The organism is Streptomyces sp. NPDC051064, from assembly GCF_044455985.1.
Taxonomy (GTDB): Bacteria; Actinomycetota; Actinomycetes; order Streptomycetales; family Streptomycetaceae; genus Streptomyces.
In genome coordinates this window covers 209,406-229,634 of the sequence record NZ_JBITFK010000011.1, presented here as the reverse complement: position 1 = coordinate 229,634, position 20,229 = coordinate 209,406, and the positions used below count along the sequence as shown (strand labels likewise).

The 20,229-nt window shown below is 67.2% G+C and carries 18 protein-coding genes and 9 pseudogenes; 12 read left to right on the top strand and 15 right to left on the bottom strand.

From position 1 onward, the window contains the following. Window positions 1–55 precede the first annotated feature (55 nt). Window positions 56–1,210: an IS701 family transposase gene (locus tag ACIBCU_RS33520; protein ID WP_399236059.1), complete on the top strand. Its 1,155-nt coding sequence runs from the start codon at window positions 56–58 to the stop codon at window positions 1,208–1,210. 38 nt (window positions 1,211–1,248) lie between these two features. Here ACIBCU_RS33520 and ACIBCU_RS33515 read toward each other — a convergent pair whose 3' ends face one another. The 4 genes and pseudogenes from ACIBCU_RS33515 to ACIBCU_RS33500 form a co-directional block, all read right to left on the bottom strand. Beyond that, on the bottom strand, window positions 1,249–1,989 hold the full coding sequence (locus ACIBCU_RS33515; protein WP_399236155.1) for a transposase family protein: 741 nt from the start codon (window positions 1,987–1,989) through the stop codon (window positions 1,249–1,251). A gap of 140 nt (window positions 1,990–2,129) precedes the next feature. Then, window positions 2,130–2,480, bottom strand: a complete 351-nt coding sequence (locus ACIBCU_RS33510; protein WP_362943355.1) for a DUF6300 family protein — start codon at window positions 2,478–2,480, stop codon at window positions 2,130–2,132. Next, window positions 2,477–6,067: a DNA polymerase III subunit alpha gene (dnaE, locus tag ACIBCU_RS33505; RefSeq protein ID WP_399236057.1), complete on the bottom strand. Its 3,591-nt coding sequence runs from the start codon at window positions 6,065–6,067 to the stop codon at window positions 2,477–2,479. The genes ACIBCU_RS33510 and dnaE overlap by 4 nt, the downstream gene beginning before the upstream one ends. 516 nt (window positions 6,068–6,583) lie before the next feature. Further along, a pseudogene (locus ACIBCU_RS33500) lies at window positions 6,584–6,762 on the bottom strand (transposase); the annotation flags it as partial. Window positions 6,763–6,822: 60 nt separating this feature from the next. Here ACIBCU_RS33500 and ACIBCU_RS33495 point away from each other — a divergent pair. Next, on the top strand, window positions 6,823–6,960 hold the full coding sequence (locus ACIBCU_RS33495) for a hypothetical protein (protein WP_362943349.1): 138 nt from the start codon (window positions 6,823–6,825) through the stop codon (window positions 6,958–6,960). Window positions 6,961–7,199: 239 nt separating this feature from the next. Here the strand turns inward: ACIBCU_RS33495 and ACIBCU_RS33490 are convergent, their stop codons facing one another. Both ACIBCU_RS33490 and ACIBCU_RS33485 read right to left on the bottom strand, forming a co-directional pair. Beyond that, window positions 7,200–7,559 carry a phospholipase domain-containing protein gene (locus ACIBCU_RS33490; RefSeq protein ID WP_399236153.1) on the bottom strand — a complete coding sequence of 120 codons (360 nt, stop codon included), beginning with the start codon at window positions 7,557–7,559 and terminating at the stop codon, window positions 7,200–7,202. A gap of 18 nt (window positions 7,560–7,577) precedes the next feature. Beyond that, window positions 7,578–8,288: pseudogene (locus tag ACIBCU_RS33485) on the bottom strand (alkaline phosphatase family protein); the annotation flags it as partial. Between ACIBCU_RS33485 and ACIBCU_RS33480 the strand changes: the two are divergent. Beyond that, window positions 8,199–8,579, top strand: coding sequence for a VOC family protein (locus ACIBCU_RS33480; RefSeq protein ID WP_399236055.1), 381 nt, complete (start codon window positions 8,199–8,201; stop codon window positions 8,577–8,579). The pseudogene ACIBCU_RS33485 and the gene ACIBCU_RS33480 sit on opposite strands and share 90 nt — an antisense overlap. 51 nt (window positions 8,580–8,630) lie before the next feature. Here the strand turns inward: ACIBCU_RS33480 and ACIBCU_RS33475 are convergent, their stop codons facing one another. Beyond that, the gene (locus ACIBCU_RS33475; RefSeq protein ID WP_362943340.1) at window positions 8,631–8,774 is read right to left on the bottom strand and encodes a hypothetical protein; all 144 of its coding nucleotides are present in this window, start codon (window positions 8,772–8,774) and stop codon (window positions 8,631–8,633) included. Window positions 8,775–9,066: 292 nt separating this feature from the next. Between ACIBCU_RS33475 and ACIBCU_RS33470 the strand changes: the two genes are divergently transcribed. The 3 genes and pseudogenes from ACIBCU_RS33470 to ACIBCU_RS33460 all read left to right on the top strand — a co-directional run. Next, entirely contained in the window at window positions 9,067–9,201 is a 135-nt protein-coding gene (locus ACIBCU_RS33470; protein WP_399236052.1) for a hypothetical protein, read from the top strand. Window positions 9,202–9,213: 12 nt separating this feature from the next. Beyond that, window positions 9,214–9,423, top strand: a pseudogene (locus ACIBCU_RS33465) (ROK family protein); the annotation flags it as partial. Further along, window positions 9,359–9,772, top strand: a pseudogene (locus ACIBCU_RS33460) (ROK family protein); the annotation flags it as partial. The pseudogenes ACIBCU_RS33465 and ACIBCU_RS33460, both read left to right, overlap by 65 nt. Before the next feature lie 213 nt (window positions 9,773–9,985). Here ACIBCU_RS33460 and ACIBCU_RS33455 read toward each other — a convergent pair. The 4 genes and pseudogenes from ACIBCU_RS33455 to ACIBCU_RS33440 form a co-directional block, all read right to left on the bottom strand. After that, window positions 9,986–11,383, bottom strand: coding sequence for an APC family permease (locus tag ACIBCU_RS33455; RefSeq protein ID WP_399236050.1), 1,398 nt, complete (start codon window positions 11,381–11,383; stop codon window positions 9,986–9,988). Window positions 11,384–11,894: 511 nt separating this feature from the next. Then, window positions 11,895–12,173, bottom strand: a pseudogene (locus ACIBCU_RS33450) (IS5/IS1182 family transposase); the annotation flags it as partial. Between the two features lie 42 nt (window positions 12,174–12,215). Next, a complete protein-coding gene (locus tag ACIBCU_RS33445) occupies window positions 12,216–12,362 on the bottom strand; it encodes a hypothetical protein (protein ID WP_362928531.1) in 147 nt (48 codons plus the stop codon). After that, window positions 12,359–12,973, bottom strand: coding sequence for a hypothetical protein (locus tag ACIBCU_RS33440; RefSeq protein ID WP_362928529.1), 615 nt, complete (start codon window positions 12,971–12,973; stop codon window positions 12,359–12,361). Before ACIBCU_RS33440 ends, ACIBCU_RS33445 begins: the two co-directional genes overlap by 4 nt. A 250-nt stretch (window positions 12,974–13,223) precedes the next feature. Between ACIBCU_RS33440 and ACIBCU_RS33435 the strand changes: the two are divergent. Beyond that, window positions 13,224–14,440, top strand: a pseudogene (locus ACIBCU_RS33435) (IS701 family transposase). Between the two features lie 67 nt (window positions 14,441–14,507). Here the strand turns inward: ACIBCU_RS33435 and ACIBCU_RS33430 are convergent. Next, window positions 14,508–14,777 (bottom strand): annotated as a pseudogene (locus ACIBCU_RS33430) (IS5/IS1182 family transposase); the annotation flags it as partial. Between ACIBCU_RS33430 and ACIBCU_RS33425 the strand changes: the two are divergent. From ACIBCU_RS33425 to ACIBCU_RS33415, 3 genes and pseudogenes are all read left to right on the top strand, one after another. Continuing rightward, window positions 14,765–15,119: pseudogene (locus tag ACIBCU_RS33425) on the top strand (transposase); the annotation flags it as partial. The pseudogenes ACIBCU_RS33430 and ACIBCU_RS33425 overlap by 13 nt on opposite strands. An 82-nt stretch (window positions 15,120–15,201) precedes the next feature. Further along, complete coding sequence (locus ACIBCU_RS33420) at window positions 15,202–16,005, top strand: hypothetical protein (RefSeq protein ID WP_362928527.1); 804 nt, start codon at window positions 15,202–15,204, stop codon at window positions 16,003–16,005. Window positions 16,006–16,301: 296 nt separating this feature from the next. Then, window positions 16,302–16,913 carry a hypothetical protein gene (locus ACIBCU_RS33415; protein ID WP_399236047.1) on the top strand — a complete coding sequence of 204 codons (612 nt, stop codon included), beginning with the start codon at window positions 16,302–16,304 and terminating at the stop codon, window positions 16,911–16,913. A gap of 411 nt (window positions 16,914–17,324) precedes the next feature. Here ACIBCU_RS33415 and ACIBCU_RS33410 read toward each other — a convergent pair whose 3' ends face one another. Beyond that, the gene (locus ACIBCU_RS33410; protein ID WP_362928561.1) at window positions 17,325–17,615 is read right to left on the bottom strand and encodes an antibiotic biosynthesis monooxygenase family protein; all 291 of its coding nucleotides are present in this window, start codon (window positions 17,613–17,615) and stop codon (window positions 17,325–17,327) included. Between the two features lie 86 nt (window positions 17,616–17,701). Between ACIBCU_RS33410 and ACIBCU_RS33405 the strand changes: the two genes are divergently transcribed. Then, window positions 17,702–18,499: a hypothetical protein gene (locus ACIBCU_RS33405; RefSeq protein ID WP_399236161.1), complete on the top strand. Its 798-nt coding sequence runs from the start codon at window positions 17,702–17,704 to the stop codon at window positions 18,497–18,499. A gap of 96 nt (window positions 18,500–18,595) precedes the next feature. Here the strand turns inward: ACIBCU_RS33405 and ACIBCU_RS33400 are convergent. After that, window positions 18,596–18,919, bottom strand: a pseudogene (locus ACIBCU_RS33400) (transposase); the annotation flags it as partial. 203 nt (window positions 18,920–19,122) lie between these two features. Here ACIBCU_RS33400 and ACIBCU_RS33395 point away from each other — a divergent pair. Continuing rightward, window positions 19,123–19,692 carry an SMI1/KNR4 family protein gene (locus ACIBCU_RS33395; RefSeq protein ID WP_362928523.1) on the top strand — a complete coding sequence of 190 codons (570 nt, stop codon included), beginning with the start codon at window positions 19,123–19,125 and terminating at the stop codon, window positions 19,690–19,692. Here ACIBCU_RS33395 and ACIBCU_RS33390 read toward each other — a convergent pair. Then, window positions 19,588–20,199, bottom strand: coding sequence for a hypothetical protein (locus tag ACIBCU_RS33390; protein WP_362928521.1), 612 nt, complete (start codon window positions 20,197–20,199; stop codon window positions 19,588–19,590). The genes ACIBCU_RS33395 and ACIBCU_RS33390 overlap by 105 nt on opposite strands. Window positions 20,200–20,229 lie beyond the last annotated feature (30 nt).

The following is a 20,229-nucleotide window of genomic DNA, read 5'->3' as shown; positions in this document are numbered from 1 at the left end:
CATCTGCCGTGACAGGTGCTGGTTTGGCTCGTTGTTCCGACTGTGCGATGAATCGTTGACGGTTGAGCAGGTCGAGTCGTGGTCCGAGGGGATAGGCGGGTTCCATGCCCGATTCGCCCACCGTTTCGGCAGGTCGGAGCCCCGCGAGCGGGCGTCGGACTATCTGAACGGGTTGCTCGCGCCGCTTGAGAAGAAGAACGGGTGGACGCTGTCGGAGCAGGTCGGGCAGTTGCGCCCCGACGGCGTCCAGCGCCTGCTCAACCACTCCGACTGGGACGAGAACGCGGTCCGCGACGATGTGAGGGACTTCGTCGTGGAGACTATCGGCACCAAGGACGCGGTGCTGATCGGCGACGACACCGGCTTCCTGAAGAAGGGCACCAAGTCCGCCGGCGTCCGGCGTCAGTACACCGGCACAGCTGGCCGCACGGAGAACAGTCGGATCGGAACATTCCTGGCCTATGCCTCCTCCAGGGGGCGGGCGTTGATCGACCGCGAGCTCTACATCCCCGTCTCCTGGACGGATGACCGTGACCGCTGCCGCGCGGCCGGGATCGACGACGAGGTCCCCTTCGCGACCAAGAACGAGCACTTCAAGTGGATGCTGCAACGGGCCATCGACGCGGGTGTCCCGTTCGCGTGGGTCACCGCTGACGAGGCATACGGGCAGGTCAAGCACCTGCGAGTGTGGCTGGAGAAACGTCGGGTCGCGCACGTGCTGGCCACGAAGGTCAACGACACCGTGATCACCGCGCGCGGGGCGGACGCGCGGGTGGACCAGCTGGTCGCCGCGCTGCCCCGCCAGCGGTGGAAACGGATCTCCGGCGGGGCCGGCGCGCACGGTGAGCGGATCTACGACTGGGCGCGTGTCGCGATCCGCCCGTACTGGGAGAACGGCTTCGGGCACTGGGTGCTGGCCCGACGCAGCATCAGCGACCCGAGCGAGATCGCCTACTACGTCTGCTACGGCCCGGTCGCCTCCCGACTGAAAGACCTGGTCAAAGTGGCTGCCGCGAGGTGGGCGGTGGAGGAGTGCTTCCAGACCGCGAAGGGAGAGTGCGGTCTGGACCACTACCAGGTGCGGCTCTACCGGGCCTGGTACCGCCACATCACCCTGGCCATGGCCGCCCTCGCCTACCTTTCCGCCGTCCGCGCCACAGAAGCCGCAAAAGGGGCACTCTCGACGACGAGCAGGACCTCATATCCCTAGCGTCCCGGAGATTCGCCGGTTGATGGGCCACGTCGTCGTCACGCGCCACTGTCACAGCAACGAGCACCATCTGCACTGGTCACGCTTCCGACGACGCAGCCAGGCCCGAGCCCGCCGCTCCCACTACAAACGACGAGGCCACATTCTCCAGATGCGGTTGCAGTACTCATGCGGGCGAAGGTGTGCTCGACGCGGGCGCGGACGCGTCGGTGTTCGGCGTTGTCCTCCTCCTGGCCGCGCAGAAGTGGGCGTCCGGCTCTTCTGCGGCGGGGGACGATCAACCCGGTGCCCAGGTAGGCGCCGTCTGCGATGACCGTGGTCCCGGCCGCCATAGCGGGCAGGTCTGATTCTCGCCAGGCGTGGGCATCGGCCTTGTTCCCGGGGACGGGGCGGGCTGAGGCGATCACCAGGCGGCTGTCCGCATCGATGATGACCTGCACGTTCGCCGAGAACCGATAGTTACGGGAGGACGCAGCGACCCTGCGGTCGCGAACCGGGACGAGGGTTCCGTCCACGATCCACAACCGTTCGACGTCCGCGACCGGCCGCGGCGCCGGCTCCGGCGCGAGAAGCGGCCGCAGGCGATGGATGACCCTGCAGACGGTGGCCGGGGAAATTCCGAACAGCGGGGCAAGCTGCCGCATCGTGAGGTTGGTGCGGTAGTAGACGGCCACCAGAAGGACCCGGTCCGCCAGCGGCAGGCACCACGGGCGCCCTCCACCGGGACCGTTCCCGCCCCGCTCCCGAGCTGCCTTCACCAACTTCTCGAACCGGCCCATCCGCAAGCCGGTGAACGTCTCCACCCACAACGACTCAGCCCGCAACACCCCACCCGTACAAGAGGAATGCCCTATCCCAGGCGTTCTGCAACAACCTTTAGCAGGCGATGAGCACCGGAGCGGCTGCTATCTGCGGAGCGCTACAGCTCGCCGCGCCTGAAGCGCTCCTCTTCGTCCGTCAGATTTCTCTGGTGGACCTTGCGGAGAGCGGCTACGGCTATCCAGGCTGCAGCCAGCTCCGTGAACAGAGCGAGGTTCTCCGGGCTGAGCCAGCCGTCGACGGCGAACAGGGCAAGGAGGTCGGCTGCGGCTGGGTCCGTGGCGTCGCAGCTGGCGCACAGTAAGGCTTGCTTGAATCCGTCGACGTCCGTGCCCTGCTGGTTCTTCCACGAGCTCGGGAATCGGGCCAGCATGAGCCCTGGTGCCTCGCAGCGTGGGCACAGCGGCACGTTGTCGATCTGAACGACAGGTGCCGCCGTGTCCTCGGTCATACGACGCCGACCCAGACGTCGGGGCCCAGGGTGCCCTTCACGTCCGAGGCAACGGATGTCGGGTCGACTTCGTATCCGAGCGCGTACACCGTGGTCTTCTCCAGGCCGCGTACCTGGAGACGTACTGGGCTGGCGCCCCGGTGTGCCCCGAGGATCCGCTTCAGCTCTTTCACGTTGCGCTCATTGACCTGGTGGGAACGCAGCTGGAGCTGTACCGGCGGGCGGCCGCCTGCCTCTGCGGACGATACGTCCAGCACCTGGAGCTCCTGGCCGAAGATGCTGATCGTGCCGTCCCGGTCGTTCAGCCGGCCCGTCACGGACACGATGCTGTCGGGGATGAGCGCGGCCTGGACCAGAGCGTAGGCGGCGGGGAAGAACAGTACTTCCATCTCACCGTCGCGGTCGGCGAGGTTGATGATGGCCCAGGCGTTTCCTTGCTTGGTCACCTTCAGCGTGACGCCCGTGATCAGCCCGGCGAGCTGCACCGTCCCTTCGCTGCGGCCGGAGGCGAGAAGCTCGCTGATCGTTGTGTCCCGGTTGCGGGTGAGAATGTGCTCGGTGCCGTCCAGGGGGTGCGCGGAGACGTACATGCCGAGCATCTCCCGCTCGGTGGCGAGCAGCTGCTTGCGGGGCCACTCGGAGTCGTCGATGGGGAAGTCCAGGCCGAATGCGGCCGTGTCCGGGTCTTCGGCTCCGAGGTCGCCGAACAGGTCGTCCTGCCCGATGGCGGCCTGCTTCTTCACCGGGATGACGGAGTCGATGGCGTCTTCGTGGACCGCTGACAGGCCTTTGCGGGAGTGCTTGAGGGAGTCGAAGGCACCGGCCTTGATCAGTGATTCGACGGCTCTCTTGTTGAGCGCGCCGATTTCGGCTTTGTCGAGGAAGTCGGAGAAGGAGGCGTATTTGCCCTTCGCCTTGCGGGTGCTGACGAGTGATTCGATGACGTTGTCGCCGACGTTGCGGATGGAGCGCAGGCCGAAGCGGACGTCGTCGCCGATGGCGGTGAAATTCGCTACGGACTCGTTGATGTCCGGTTGGAGGACCTGCACGCCGAGCTTGCGGGCATCGGCCAGGTAGATGCCGGCCTTGTCCTTGTCGTCACCCACGGAGGTGAGGAGGGCGGCCATGTACTCGGCCGGGAAGTTGGCTTTGAGGTAGGCCGTCCAGTAGGAGACGAGGCCGTAGCCGGCGGTGTGGGACTTGTTGAACGCGTATCCGGAGAAGGGGAGCATGACGTCCCACAGGGCCTTGATGGCTTCTTCGGAGTAGTCGTTGTCCTTCATCCCGCCGTGGAACTTCTCCCACTCGGCGGCCAGGACCTCGGGCTTCTTCTTGCCCATGGCGCGGCGCAGCAGGTCGGCGCCTCCCAGGGTGTACCCGGCGAGTTGCCGGGCGATCGCCATGATCTGCTCCTGGTAGACCAGGAGGTGGAAGGTGTTGCCGAGGATGGGTTCCAGGGCGCCTTCCAGCTCGGGGTGGATCGGGGCGATCTCCTGGCGCCCGGTTTTGCGGTGCGCGTAGTTCATGTGCGCGTTGGCTGCCATGGGCCCGGGCCGGTAAAGGGCGAGTGCTGCGGCGATGTCTTCGAACCGGGAGGGCTCCATGGCTTTGAGGAGGGTGCGCATGCCGCCGCCGTCGAGCTGGAACACGCCGAAGGTGTCACCGCGGGCCAGGAGCTGGAAGGTGGTGGCGTCGTCCAGGGGGATTGCCTGGTCGCCGTTCTGCGGGACGGTGTCGGTGGTGATGCGGACGCCGCGGTTCTCGCGAATGTTCTGGATGGCGTGATCGATGACCCCGAGGTTCCTCAGCCCCAGGAAGTCCATCTTGACCAGGCCCATGTCCTCGCAGGACGGGTAGTCGAAGCCGGTGATCTTGACGCCGTCCTTGGCCCGCATGTGCAGCGGGATGCGGTCGGTCAGCCTGGTTTTGGACAGGATCACCGCGGCTGCGTGGACACCGGTGTTACGGATCAGGCCCTCGACGCCCATCGCACCGTCGATGACCTTGCGGACATCCAGCTCGTTCTCGTACAGAGCCCGGATCTCGCCGGCTTCTCCATAGCGGGGGTGGTCCTTGTCGAAGATCCCCGGCAGGGGGATCGACTTGCCCATTACGTCGGCCGGCAGGGCCTTGGTGATCCGCTCGCCGTGGGAGAACGGATACCCCAGGAGACGGGAGGTGTCCTTGATCGCGTTCTTGGCCTTGAGCTTTCCGAACGTGTTCACCATGGCGGTGAACTCGTCGCCGTACTTCTCCACGACGTAGCGCACCATGCGGTCACGGTGGCGGTCGTCGAAATCGAGGTCGACGTCCGGCGGGTTGATGCGCTCAGGGTTGAGGAACCGCTCGAAGAGCAACCCGTGCTCCAGCGGGCACAGCTCAGTGATGCGGGTCGCGTACGCCACGATCGACCCGGTCGCCGAGCCACGGCCCGGTCCGACGGGAATCTTTTGGTCCCGGGCGTACTGGCAGATGTCGGCGACCACGAGGAAGTACGAGGAGAAGCCCATCGGACCGATGACCTTCATCTCGGTCTCGAACCGCTCCATGACCGGGTCCGGGATCGGCGAGCCGTAGCGCATCGCCAGGCCCTTGAGGCACTCCCGGCGCAGCCACGACTCCTGCGTCTCCCCCTCCGGAACATCCGGGTACTGGGGCATCTCGTCCTCAGGAGCGAACACCTGCTCGTAGGACTCGATGCGCTCGGCGATCAGCAGGGTGTTGTCACACGCCTCGGGGAGCTCCGAGAACAGCTCCCGCATCTCGGCGGCCGTCTTGAGGTAGTAGCCGGTGCCGTTGAACCGGAAGCGCCCAGGATCGGCCTTGTCTTTGCCGACGCCGATGCACAGCAGGTTGTCGTGCGCGTCCGCGTGCTCCTCGAGGACGTAGTGCGCATCGTTCGTGGCGAGCAGCGGAATGCTCAGGTCCTTCGCCAGCCGCAGCAGGTCCCCGCGGACATTGCGCTCCAGGTCCAGGCCGTGATCCATCAGTTCGAGGAAGTAGTTCTCCTTGCCCAGGATGTCCTGGTAAGCGGCCGCTACCTCACGAGCTTCGTCGTACTGGTTCAGCCTCAGCCGGGTCTGGATGGCACCCGAGGGGCACCCGGTCGTACCGATGATCCCCTCGGAGTGCTCAGAGATCAGCTCTATGTCCATGCGCGGCTTGCCGGCCGGGAACTGACCCGTGTAGCTGGCCTCCGTCGAAAGGTAGAACAGGTTCCGCAGGCCCTGCACGTTCTGCGCCCACATCGTCATGTGGGTGAAACGGCCACCGCCCGAGACGTCCTTGGACCCCTCGCCGTCATCCGACATCGCCCGGACACCGCCGGGGCCCCAGAACTCCTGCTTCCGATTCCGCCGACTGGACGGGGCTACGTACGCCTCGATCCCGATGATCGGCTTCACACCCTCGAAGCCCTTGGCCACCTGCTGGAACTCATATGCCCCGAACATGTTCCCGTGGTCGGACATCGCGATGGCCGGCATGCCCTGACGGTCCACCTCAGCGAACATGGGCTTCAGCCGCTGAGCCCCGTCCAGCATCGAGTACTCGGTGTGATTGTGCAGGTGAACGAAGGATCCAGGCACCGGGTACAGACCTCCACAGCTGGACTAAGGGGGCGCTCACCCTATGCCCGGAAGGGCCGCCAGACAGCGTATTGACCCCTCGTTGCGCCGGGTCGCGGACAGCCGAGGCTGTGGCCTCGGGCCTTCACAGAAAGTTCTCCCAGACGGCCAGTCGGTAGCCATCAGCAAGGCCCTCAGGAGCACGGCCAAGCCCTCCCGGAAAGCCTCTGACTCCCACCGACTACGGCCTTGGGGTAGCGCGGAACAGCGACTGGTAGGCCCGCCTGTTGAGGTGTCGCGTATCCTCCGGAGGTGTCCAGCATGGTCACCCTAAGTGGTCGTGGTGCCTGCTGATCACTGTGCGCCGTCGTGACCGGGCGCGTAGGGCGGGATCGTCCAGCGCATCGTTGTCTGGCCTGTGGGGCCAGACTGAAGAGTCACGGGATAGACCTGTCCGAAGCGGCGTTCGCCGTGATGTCTCATCGAATGGTTGCCGCTGTCCCAGCCCCAGAACGGGGCAGCCAGCGACCTCGATGCGGCGCGTCGTTCGTAGCGGGTACGGAGCCGTTTGAACTGGTGCAGCCAGGCGAAGGCGCCCTCGACCACCCCCAGCGCACCTTGCCCAGTCCGGAGCCGTGAGCGACGCCGCGTCGGGCGATCATGGGTGTGATGCCGCGCTTGCGCAGCAGGCGGCGGTACTTGTCGAAGTCGTAGGCGGCTCTGATGGACATCCTTCTGGAGCTGACCCGGCCCGGCTGCGGTTCGAGCGGGCCCGGGTGCTGGTGCGCAGGGGCGACTACCTGGCGGGGGCTCGGGCGATAGAGGAGTACGCGGACGTGGTGGCGGGCGTGAAGCCGGCGTCCGGCGAACAGATCCGCGGCGAAGCCCGCGCGGCCCGCTCCCCGCACAACTGACGCCGTACCCCCTCCCGTCGGCTCCGCCCCTCCCCCGCCCGGTCCGCTCCTCCCGCTGACGCCCCGCTCGTCCTATGCGTCCGCGCCGCCTCCCCACCCGCTCAGCCGAAGCGCCCGCTCAGCCAGAAGCGCCCGGTGACGTGGTCCGCCGTACGGGCGTTGCGGGGCGCGGGGAACACGGCGCGCCGGTGTCGCCGGTGTTCCCCGCCAAGACGAGGTGCGCAATGTGCCCCCGGGCGTCAGCCACTGACGCTGGCCGCGCCGGTCTCCAGATGTCCGGTGAACCGGCGTGACCAGGTGGCGTCGGAGTCCACTGTGACGGTGAAGTCGTACCATCCGTTCTGGAGGGCAACCGCGTTGAAGAAGTCCTCCGTCGACGAGCCGGCCGCGACGGTGTAGCTCCACGGGCCGTCGGCGCGGTACTGCTGGGAGGCGATGGTGAACTTCACCGGGACCGAGCCGGAGTTGCCCAGCTTGAGGTATAGGGCGAGCTTGCCGGTGCCGGGTTCCGTGGCGTACCGGCTGCTCACCTCGACCGATTTGCCGGCCTTGGTACCGTCACCCCGGAAACGACGCAGGAAACGGTTGGGTCCGGTCATGGTGAAGTCGTACTTGCCGTCACCGGATCCCGGGCCGATGTTGAAGAATTCGGCGGCGGTGGAGCCGGCGTCCACCGTGTACTGCCACGGCGCGGTGTCGCGGTAGGCGTTGGGGTGGATGGACAGATGGGCCGCTCGCGTCGCGGGGCCCCCTGGTTGGCCATCGTGAACCAGGCCAGGATCTTCCCGGACGTCCCGAACTCCAGCCGGTCCAGATATCCGTTGGGCTGGTAGGGCAGGGCCCTGGCCGGTCGGGTGCCGGGCTCCTGCGTGGGCAGTGCGTTGGTCGTCGGCACGGGGTTGGGCAGCGGACCGCACGTCGAGGATCCGATGACGCTCGTCGCGGGCAGGGAGACCGCGCCGTAGACCGGGCGGGAGAAGTCGAAGACGCCGGTCAGGTCCCCGCTCACCTTGCGCCGCCAGGCGCTGATGTTGGGACAGGCCGCCGGCTTGCCGAGAGCGGACGTCCAGGTCTCCAGGAAACGCACGACCGACGTGTGCTCGAAGACCTCCGAAGAGACCCAGCCACCGCCGCGTCCAGGGCGAGACGACGGTCATCGGGACACGGAAGCCGAATCCGTACGGCACGCCGTTCAGGAACTCACCGGCGGTACCGGCCGGCGGCGAGGGGGGCGGCACGTGGTCGACGCCGTCATTCTCGTCGTAGTTGAGGAACAGCGCGGTGGAGTCGAAGACGTCCGGGTTCGCCGCGAGGGCCCGGTAGACCAGGTCGACGAAGTGGGCGCCGTCGCCGGGCGGGGCGTAGGGGGCCTCGGCTTGCGCATCGGCGACACCGACCTCGGGCTGGTGGCCAAGACGAACCCGGGGACCGGGGCGGCACCACGAATCCTGCTCAGCATCAGTGTCGACGACGTCGACGAGACCCTCGGCCGGGTGACAGCGCTGGGCGGCTCGGTCCGCAGCGGCCCCAGGAACATGCCGTGGGGACAGCGCGTCGCCCACATCCAGGACCCCGACGGCAACCCGGTGAACCTCACCCAGCCGATCCCGACCCAGTGACGCTGCTCCGGGGTCTGTCCAACAACAGCACGCCACTGGGCTTGCGAGCTTCTACACACGTGCCGTCCGGGTGCTCAACCACTGGACCCGACCCTGGAGTGCTTCACGGACCAGTGCCTGTCCCTGGGGGATCGACTCCAGTGTCTGCCAGCCGAGCTCGTCTACGACGAAGCGCAGCGTCACGTCGTCTGTCACGGCCCGCGGTCACCAGGGCGCTGACGGAAGTGAGGGACTGCGGGCTGGTCGAGTTCACCGCGTCCGCAGGAAGCCCGCAGCTCGGCCGGCCCGCGCAGTACGCGAGATTCCGTGCGGAGGCGGGACATGTGGCCGGCGTCGACATAGGACCGCACAAGGTCCTGGTGGTGATCGCGGACCTGGCAGGGACCGTACTGGCCTGTCACCGCGCGCCGTCCACGAAGGCTCGGCCGGCCCCCAACTCTTCGCCACCGTAGGGACCGCGCTGACGGCCGCGGCGGCCGAGGCCGGGGTGCCGCTGTCCGGCCTGTGGGCCGTCAGTACCGATACGCCCGGCATCGTGGACCGGGAGCGAGGCGAGGTCCTGCTCGCCCCAAGCATCCCCGACTGGGCGGGTCTCCCCGCGGTGTCGATGCTGCGCGCGTGACTGCACTGCCCGGTGTCCATCGATAACGACGTCAATCTCGCGGCGCTCGCCGCGCGCTGTAGCGGCGCGGCGGCCAGCACCGGCCATGACTCCGCAGGCGGTGCGGACACCGACAACGACTGCCTGGTCTTCGTCCAGTGGGGTACGCGGATCGGCACTGGCATCGTCATCAACGGCAGGCTTTACCAGGGGAGTTCGGCCGCCGCAGGGGAGCTGGGGTTCATCGACCTCTTACGCGACCCGGACGCCGCGCCCGGCCCCCGCGCCGCCGCCGGCAGGGGACCATTCGAGCAGTTCGTGGGGGCCGAGGCCATTATCGGCTGGCCGTCGAGGCAGGCGCACCGGTCGGCGCGCCGACCACGACATCGCCCCGCTCTTCGCGGCGGCCGAAGCCGGCGACCGAGCCGCCGTCGAGGTGGCCGACCGGGTGGCAGCCCGGTTCGCCCGGGGGCTGGCGGCCCTTCTGCTCGTGCTCGATCCGGGCCGGGTCGTCATCGGCGGTGGGGTCTCTCGAGCCGGGGACACGCTGCTCGAACCCGTACGGAAGCACCTGCGGGCGCACGCCCTGGTGCCGGTCGCAGTGAGCGCCTCGATGCTCGGCCAGCGGGCCGTCGCGTTGGGCGCGGTGCGCCATGCGCTGGATCTCGCCGAGGAACGAGTGACGGCCATGCGCGTGTGCCGCTGGCCGATGGGCGGTCGTCCGCGGGAGCCGCACCGACGCCCCGGGCGGGGCGCGGCCGCACCCCGCCCGGGGCGTCGGTGCGGCCGCTCCGGAACGTGTCGCTCAGAGCTGAGCGTCTTCAGGAATGCTGACCAGCCAGCGGGTCTCCCTGCGGGGCCGCAGGTACAGGGCCCAGTAGAGTGTGGCGACCGCCGTGATCCCGCCGGTCCACAGCAGGTAATCGGTCTCCTGCTGGACGAGGATGTAAGCGAGCACCGCGATGAGCAGCACGGGGATCGCGGGCCACAGCGGCATCCGCCAGGCCGGCGTCCCCTTGTGCGAGCCGCGTCGGCAGAGGAGCGCGGCGACGGCGACGAGCAGGTACATCCCGGTGACCGAGACACCGGTGACGCCGTACAGAGTGTCGAGGTTGACGAAGCAGAGTGCCGCGCCGGGTACGCCGACGACCAGTGTCGCTACCCAGGGCGAGCCGTAGCCGCCGAGGCGGGACAGGGCCCTGTTGACCGGCTCCGGCCACGCCTTGTCCCGGGCCGACGCGAACAGGACCCGTGAGTTCTGGATGACCATGACGATGCCCGCGTTGACGATCGCGAGGGCGACGCAGAGGCTCACGAAGGTGCCGACGGCCGAATTGGACCACGCGGCGACCATGCTGTTCAGGTCGCCCGATGTCAGGGCGGCGAGGTCGGGGGCGCCCATCGTGATGGCGATGACCGGGACGAGGATGACGGCCGTCGAGATGGCGAGCGTGGCGAGCACGGTGCGGGCCACATTGCGGCGAGGGTTCTCCAGCTCCTCGGAGAGATAGACCGCCGTCGAGAAGCCCTGGGTGATGAAGAGCGCGATCGCGAGCCCGGAGATCACCATCATGGCGGTGACCGTGGAGGTCGTCCCGGATTCCGGGGCGACCGAGCCGTGTACGAGCGCGGAGGGGCCGCGCTCCGCATGGGCGAACCCGAGGACGGCGACCACGCCGGCCGCGATCACTTCGAGCACGAGGAAGATGCCGGTGATCCACGCGTTGGCGCGCAGATCGAGGAGGCCCGCGAGGGTCGCGAGCAGCATGACTCCGGCGCCCGCGAGAGGGGCAGGCACGTCAACGAGGGGGGCGAGATAGTCCGCGGTTCCCATGGCGATGACCGGAGGCACGATCATGACGACGAGCAACGACAGGACGAAGACGAGCCACCCGGCCAGCCGTCCGGCCATCGTCGACACCATGGCGTACTCACCGCCCGCGCTCGGAATGAGGGTACCCAACTCCGAGTAACAGAAGGCGACTCCGATGCAGAGGAGGGAGCCGATGGCGATGGTGAGGGCGGTGAAGGTGCCGAGGGTGGAAAACAGATCCGGTACGACCACGAAGAGGGTCGAGGCGGGCGTGACGCAGGAGAGCGTGAGCAGTGTACCGCCCGCGACGCCGATGGAACGCCTGAGCTTCTGCGGCGTGGGTCCGGTCGCGGGCGCGAGCGCCTGGGGGGCGCTGAGCGTGTCGGTCATTCTGCGGGTTCCGATCAACAGGTGCGGAGTCTGAGCGCGGGAGCGGTATCGCCTCCAGACGAGCGGGTAGTGCGTAGTTCCATCGCCCCCGGCGGCGCCATGCAATCCCTATGTCTTGCACAGGTCAAGAGCTATACATCTTCGGAATTCGTTGCTCAGCGACTTCATTCCTTCGGTTTTAGGTGCTATCGGCCCTGCAGTCAACGGAATCGACGGGTGCGAGAATCGCAGCGGCCCTCATGGAAAGTTTCGGCCAAGTCCGGAATCCGGACGGTGGAGCCGAGTGCCCGACCCACGGGGTTCCGTGCCCGCCGCCGAGGGCGGGGTCATGAATTCCTCATGGAGCGGACCGGGACAGGGCTGATGGTCACCGTTCCCCCGGGCCGGTGACCGCACTATGAGACGGCGGTCGGCAAGGCCCGCAATCGAGAGTCGGTGCCGCGCGAGCCGCGGCCCCCGACTCCCCCACGCCCCGGGGACCGGGGTGCCGGGCGGACGCGGGGCGGCCCACTTCGTAGTCGCGGGCCAGGCGTCGGTGGTGCATGAGCCACCCCAAAGACCGCTGGACGGTCCAGCGGCGGGGCAGAATGGTAAATCCGCTGGTGGTGGGATCGGGGCGGACGATGTGCATGTCGATGCCTAGGGAGGCGGCGTACTCAACGAGGTGCTGGTAGCCGCCGTCGCTTCACGTCTTGCGGACGGTGGGATGCTCGACAGCGATCCGTTGGTTGCGGTTCCGGCCGTCGATCGAGTCCTGCACGCTGGTCGCGGTGACCAGCACCCCTAGTACTCCATCTGTAGATCGTGATCTTGCTGGTGAGGTGAGCCGAAGTCAGGTCCGGGAGGTGCGCACGATCGGGTTAGCGGGGACCAAGCCGTCCCGGACGACGAAGGCGCCCCCGCTGAGCAAGGCGTCGCGTGCAGGTCCGCAGGCCGGCGTCTGCTCACTGAGCGTCGCGGCGAGGTCGTAGCGCGTCATGCCCTGACATCGCCCGTGGGGCCTACTTCGGGAGCCTGGCGGGTCCAGAGTGTGAGGTCGCTGCTGGTGGCGACGGCGAGGGTGCGTCCGGACGGTGAAAAGCCGGCGACCCGCAATTCGGAGTAGTTGGAGTCGAAGATGTGCCACCAGTGTTCACCGTGCGGTCCGCTGTGGGGCATTCCTCCGTCTGTGGAGAGCAGGACACGGTGGTGGGGCCACTCGGGGCTGACGACTTCCAGGCTCCAGCCGTCGAGAGTGGTGGTGTGCAGGCCGCCGCCGAAGAGTCCGGCGATGCGCACTCGGGTCCCGGTGACGGGTCCGAGTCCGGGGCAGGTGAGATCGGGCACGGCGTCGGGGGTGCTGTCGTCGGAATCAGGGTCGCGGTCGCGGGCGATCTTCTCCCCGGTCTCGGTGTCGAAGAGGCCGTGCCCGTCAGCGGAGACCACCATGACGAGGTCGCGACCGGTGTCGGGAGCGACGGCGAAGCCGATGCCGAGCAGGCCGCCTATGGGGGTTCGCCGGTCCAGGACTGGCCGCCAAGGGGCTGGCGGCGGAGCCTCGGGGACGGAGAGGAACTGTTCGCGCAGTCGCTGCTGGTACTCCGAAATCATGGTGTTCTCTCATCGAAATGGCCAGTGATGACAAGTACGGTGCCTCACTGGTGATACCCAACGTGCGTGCGGGCCCGAAAGGCCAGCTCACCCAGTCTCAAGGTGCTTCCGTGCTTCGGCTCATGAGAGCCGGTGCAGACATGGGTGCGGCCACCGTTGATCATCGTGAGTTGTGTGGACTAACGAAGAGACGGTGGCCGCAGGTCACAGCATAGATCTCGGCCGTTGGAGGGATGCGTTCGAGAGGCTGATGGGGCGGGTGGCGGGCCGGTTTATGCGGGTCGAACCCCGGCGCCGGGCAGGCCGGTTGGTGCTCGGCCTCTTGGCGGACCTGCCGCGTAAGAACTGCTGGACGATCGCCGAGTGGGCAGGGGAGGCCACTCCGCACGGAATGCAGCACATGTTGTGCCGGGCTTCCTGGGACGCGGACGCGGTCCGTGACGATGTCCGCGACTACGTGGTCGAGCACCTCCACGACGATGTGGCGGTGCTCGTCGTCGACGAGACCGGCGACGTGAAGAAGGGCACGCACACGGTCGGCGTGCAGCGGCAGTACACCGGTACCGCAGGCCGGATCGAAAATTCCCAGGTCGCCGTCTACCTCGTCTACGCCGGCAGTCGCGGGCACGCCGCGGTGGACCGGGAGCTGTACGTTCCAAGGTCGTGGACCACCGATCCCGACCGCTGCCGGGCCGCGGGCATCCCTGCCGAGCGGGACTTCGCGACCAAGCCGGAGCTGGCCACCGTGATGATCGAACGGTTCCTGGACACCGGGCATCACGCCTCCTGGGCGGCCGGGGACGAGGTCTATGGCGGCAACCCGAAACTGCGGGCCGCACTGGAAAAGCGCGGTCTGGGCTATGTTCTTGCCGTCGCCTGCACCACCGAAATCACCACCCGAGCAGGCAAGTTCCGAGTCGATGCCCTGGTCGGCAAGTTGCCGAAGCGGGCCTGGCAGAAGTTGTCCGCTGGGGCAGGCGCGAAGGGCCACCGCCTCTACGACCGGGCCGTCATCGACATTGCCGACCCCGGCCCTGGGCACCGTCAACTGCTGATCCGCCGCAACCGCTCCACCGGCGAACTCGCCTACTACCGCTGCTATTCGCCCCAGACCGTGCCGCTGACCACCCTCGTCGGGTGGAGGAGACCTTCCAGTCCGCCAAGGGCCTGGCAGGACTCGATGAGCACCAGGTCCGACGGTTCGTGTCTTGGACCCGATGGGTCACCCTGGCGATGCTCGCCCATGCCTTCCTCGCCGTCGTCCGGGCCGACGAACACGCCCGCAACCCCAGCCCCACCGACCTGATCCCGCTGACCTGCAATGAAATCCAGCGACTGCTCATCACTCTCGTCGTCCAGCCCGTCCACAACACGGCCCACCGGCTTGGTTGGTCCGACTGGCGACGCCGCCACCAAGCTCGAGCCCAATCCGGCCACTACCAACGACAAACCGCAGCTCAGACATGAAGATCACGATCTACAGCTGGAGTACTAGGAGGAGCCCGACGGTGTCGATGACGATGCTCCGCTTTCAGCCCACGATCTTCTTGCCTGCGCCAATGCCCTGGCCGGCGGCCCGCACGTTGGTGGAGGTCTTGATGCTCTGGGAGTCGATGACGCACGCGGCTAGTTCGTCGTCTCGGCCTTCCTGCCTGCGGACTTGGCGGCGCAGGAGGCTGTTGAGCTTGTCGAAGACACCCTCTTCCTGCCATCGGGCGAAGTAGCCGCAGACAGTGTTCGCGCGGAATGTAGAGCCATGAGATCCGGTCCGGTTGAAGTAACGGACCGCACGCCAACAAGCACGACAGCCAGGGACTGGAACCGCTTATCCGTGAGATCGCGCCCATTCGCTCCCGCCGTGGGCCGCGCCGCAGGAGGCCTGCAAAGCTGCACGCGGACAAGGGCTACGACTACGACCACCTGCGGCGATGGCTCTGTGGACGCGGCATACGCCACCACATTGCCCGGAGAGGCGTCGAGTCCTCGCAGCGGCTCGGCCGGCCACCGCTGGGTCGCCGAACGAACCGTCTCCTGGCTATCCGGCTGCCGACGCCTCCAACGCCGCTACGAGCGCAAGCCCGAGCACTTTCTCGCCTTCACAGCCATCGCAGCGACGCTCATATGCCATCGCAGGCTCGCTGAATGAACTCAGGTCCACCAACGCTCCAATTGACGTCGGATCCGTCCGAGCACGCCCATTGTCGGTGCGGTGCGCTTCACTGTCCGCCATGAAGCTCACACAGACGACCGTCAACGATCTGCTGGCCCAGCTAGGCCCAGCAGACGGCTACATGTACCTGCCCAGCGACCTGGACCCGCAAGCTCTGACCGGCCTGCTCGCCGACAGGTACGGAGCCCCACGCACCCTCGTCCTCGACGGTTTCACCGATCCGACGGTCGACGATTCCTTGGGTGCGGCTCTCCTCGTCCCCTTCGAGGACCGGGCCGTGAAGATGCGGGCGTGGGCGTACGGGGATCAGTGGGTCGGTACAGGTACGGCGCGAGATGCCGAAGGAGTTGAGCGGCCGGTGCTGGTGGTCGCTCAGAGGCACCTACCAGAACTTGTGTCGGCCGCTCCAGACGAGGACGAGGACGTCGACTGGATGGAACGGCTCATACGGATCACCGGCTGGACACAGCCCGCCCAGCGGGCGGACGTGCACTGGGCGGAGGTGGAGTCGCGCCTGGGCACCGCGCTCCCGAACGACTACAAGCGCATGGTCGAAACGTTCGGCGAAGGCGCCTTCGACGCGTATCTGAGCCTGAACCAGGAGCCGTGGACGGATCTCAGGGAGGACGGGCTACTCATCTGGGCGGGCACGGAGCACGAGGACCTGTACTGCTGGAGAGCCGACGACGACGACCCCGACCGCTGGCCCGTCGTTGTCCGGTCGTTCGACGGCGAGGACGTCCCCTTCGACAGTCAGGCGGCGCAATTCGTCTGTCGCATCCTCATCGACCCGCACCACCCGTTCACGATGGCCCGCTATTTCGACACCCACTGGTTCATGAACTACCAGGAGAGTGACTGACCGAACACGCGCCGCCAACGACACCCCCAGCCAGGTGGGTCAGTGCCGTCAGTAAACAGGACACGCACTCGTCTGCCTCAGCGAACTCCCCCATATGAAAAGCCCTCTGAATAGTGCCCTCGCGCGGCGGCTGTATGACTCCGCGGCACCCTCCTTCCTTCAGCAAGCACCGGGTTCTCCGGTTCGCGTGGAAGGTCTCCGCTGGGGTGAGGTGGTGTCTATTGGGGCGTTGCCTCTGTTGGTATCGGTACCATCAGCGGCCATACGTATGAGCCACCGCGAGAGGCCAGGACTGCATGTCCAAAACCACTGTTACGCCCACCATCGGCGCAGACTACGCACAGAGGATCACAGATGATCTTTCGGCGAACCGGAGCGAGCAGGAGCGGGTACGTGCTGAGCTGACCCGGCTGCAGGGCGAGCTCGTTCTGCTGGAGGAGGGTGAGCAGGTTCTGGTCAAGATGCAGGATGTCCTGGGCGGGAGCGGTAAACCGGCTGCGGGCAAGGGCCGCAAGGCGGCATCCGTTCCCACTGCCCGCCGCCCCCCGGGCAAGACGGCATCGCAGAAGCGGGGCCGCGCGCCCAAGCCTCAGGCGCAGGCCGCCGCGGAGACTCCCGCAAGCGGGACCACAGCAGGCAAGGGATCGGGCGAGCCGACGTGGCGTGAGTTGGTCTCCGGATACCTCGCCGATCAGAGGGAACCGAAGTCCGCAGCTGAGGTAGCCGCGGCCCTGACCGAGTCGAACCCCCAGCGCAAGACCCAGGTCACGGTGGTACGCACCACCCTCGAGCAAGGCGTCGCACATGGACTGCTGGAGCGCTCCAAGCAAGGACGCTCCGTCTATTACAGCCCTGTCTCGACGCCCACCACCGCCAACTCAGTGACCGCTGCGGAGTCGGCCCAGTAATCCAGGCTCAAAGACCTGGCAGGGCATAGTCATCGGGCGCAAACCGCAAGGCCGACGCAGTGATGTTCTGACCGGCGACCTGTGCCGGGTGACAGTTGTCTCGGTACTCGTCGGCGGGCAGATGGTCAGGAAGTTCCAAACCGTCTGCCGATACCGGCGCCCGAGGCGAGCAACGGCCTGGTCACGGTATTCAAGAAGCTACTGATGTCTGTGTCCGAGATCGTGGCGGTGCGGCCCCGCCAGACGAAGCCGATGGCTCCGACCACACCGCCAAGGCGGATCGAAGTGGTGAGCTCCTGCCCTCACCACTTCGATCCGCCGAGCAACGCCTGTTCAACCCCAGAGTCGCAGAATCGCCGTTGAGCTCTGCGCCGTGTGAGTCCGACGGACGTCACTTCGCTGGCGTCGAAATCACTCGACGCAGATGCCTTCCACCGCGACCTTCTGGAGGACGTGCGGGTAGGACACCGATCCGTCGGGGTAGTTGGAACGAGCCTTCTGGAACTCCTCCGCAGAGAAGGCGGCCCGGAGCAGCGCGACCGACTCCCAGACAGCGACGTTCACCAGCATCCGGCTTCCACCGGTGCCGCGGTGCAGCTGGGCTGAGATGTAACCGGGCTGCTTCTGGAAGTACGCGGCGTCCCGCTTCCACGCTTCCAGCACCTCGTCGACTTTCCCGTCCGGGGCTATGAACGTGTTGATCAGGACGATGGGCCCTTCCTCCCCTTGGAGCTGCTTCAGGTACGGAGTGGACTCGTCCAGATGACCGGCATCATGATCTCTGTTCCTTGCCGCTCTGGGCTGACCCGCGCCGGCGCCTGCGCCTCTCGCCCGGGGTGAAGCTGAACGGCATCGACGAGCCCGACCCGCGCCCCGCTTACGAGGCGCTCGTGCAGCAGATCTCCGGACTGGGTCTGGCGTATCTGCATGTGCTGGAGGTCGGCGACCGTGACCTGACGCGCTCCCTGCGCGGCCTGTTCCCCGGCGCCTTCATCCTCAACCCGTACACCGAGGGACGCCCCACCGGCCCCGAGGAACTCGCGTTGGTCGAGGACGGCACCGCGGACCTGATCGCCTTCGGACAGCTCTTCCTCGCCAACCCCGACCTGCCTCGCCGCCTTGAGGCCGGAAGCCCCTTCAACGCCAGCGACTGGAACACCTTTTACGGCGGCGACGCCACCGGCTACACCAACTACCCGGCCTGTCCGCCTGACGCCGCCTGCGCCGCCGGGGGCCGGCCTCCGGCGGCGCAGGGCGAGGGGGCAGCTCAGGCAACAGTCAGAGAACCGATTGGTCGGCCGGCCGAATTCACCCGGGCGCGGGAGCCGGCCCCCGCTGGTTCGCGTGGGGGCCGGCCTCGTGCGTGCCGTCAGTGGCCGTCCTCGCGGGGGCGGCAGTGCGTGAGGGCGGAGGAGCGCGACCTCCCGTTCCCACAGACTGTCGCCGTCCGCGACGTTCACGGCCCGCCACCCGCGCACCACCGGGGTCCGGGAGATGGCGGCGGCGGCCGGCCTGCGCACCGCCTGCCCACCGCCGTGCACCTCCGCCGATTGCCCGGGCCTCCAGCTGTGCAACGAGTTCGGTGAAGGCGTCCGGCCCGCCCTGTGCGGCGGGGGGTGGGTCGTTGGAGCTGTGGTCGGCTCCGGCCGGTACCCCGTGGGGCTGTACCCGCTGCTCACTGCGGTTCCTCTCTTGCCTGCGGACTTGCCGGCGAAGGAGGTTGTTGAGCTGGTCGAGACCCCTTCTTCCTGCCAGCGGGCGAAGTAGGCGTAGACGGTGTTCCAGTGGGGGTAGTAGTGCGGCAGGTAGCGCCACGGGATCCCGGTCCGGTTCACGTAGAGGATCGCGTCCAGAAGGCTTCGCAGGTCGTGATTCGGTGGCCTGCCGATGTCCAGTCCGCGGCCTCGACGCTCTGCCTGCCACGCGGTGAGGACCGGCTCGACCAGCTCCCATCGGGCATCGGAGAGGTCGCTTGGATGGCGACCTCGGCTGGGCCCGCCGGGCACGGCGGCTTAGTTTGTGAGGAGTTGGCGGCTTGTCACCTCGCTGAGCGGCCGGTCCTGCACTTCGGGGCGAAAGGTGGTCGTAGGGGAGGGGCAGGAAGCCTGCCCGGAGTACCATCCCTGCGAGGTCCCTCAGGTCGGCGCTCCGCAACCCCTGCAGTGGCGCAGTCGTATGGGGCATCCATGTAGAGAGGGCACAGAGGGTAATGAGCGTGGCGGAGAGCTGGTCCCGCGTGATGAATCTTCTTCGGCAGCATGCCCCGGCCGATCACGCGGATCTGCCTGGGCCCGCTACGGAGCAGATGCTCGCGGGCGCCGAGGAACGGATGGGTATCTCCCTTCCTCAGGATCTGCGGGCGTGGCTGTTGCAGAACAATCTGGATCTTCCTGAGGAAGATGTGGACGACGAGGTGGCATGTTGCGGCTTCGCCGGGTTCCCGGACGAGGGAAGCTTCTTTCTGGGCATCCGGGCGATGGAGAAGCTCTACGCGAACCGCTTCATGTCCGGTGGATTCGACCCTCCGGACCAGCCGGACAATCCGTTCTGGCGTAATGAGTGGATCCCGTTCCTGTCGGACCAGGACGGCTGGATGGGAAAGTTCATCGACGCGCGGGACGGGCGGATCGGCAGTTGGTTCGTGGGTGATATCACGACCACGGGCGAGTACGAATCACTGGCTCACTATTTCGACTCCGTGGCGGAGATGCTGACGAAGATCGCCGATGGAAACTATCCGGTCTGCGAGGTCGCCGAAGGGCGACTCGTCTGGTCGTGAGACAAAAAACCGGCCGCGTCGGTCCCACTGGATGACCGCCATCGCCAAAGCCGTCCTCCCTGGGGAGGCGACGGTGAAGAGGCTGTCGCCGACGACCCGGATGCTGCCGTCGAACCGAACGTCGATTTGCCGATCGTAGAAGTCCACGTTGCTCTTTTGCGCGTGCAGGTCGAACGACTCGCTGAGCGTGAGCCCCTTGTCCTTCTCGGCACGCACCGTGTCGACCATCTGCCCTATCTGCCGTTGCCACTCGCCCGGCCGCTGCGCGGTGTTGAAGGCGATGGCGGCCACCATGTCTGCGTCACTGCCCGCCAGCGACCGCAGCGATCCCGCGTCGCGGGCGCACCCCATCCGCAACGCCGCCGTGCTCTCCGCGATCGACTGGCTGGCGAAGTTCGATCCAGCGGTGGCACATGCCTCCCCCGCCGCCTCGGCCGGTTCCGCCGTTCCCACCGCCACCAGCGTTACCGCTAAGACGAGCGCGGTCAGCCACCCGGGTCTTCTCATGCACTTCCCCAATCAAGTCGACTGCGTAGC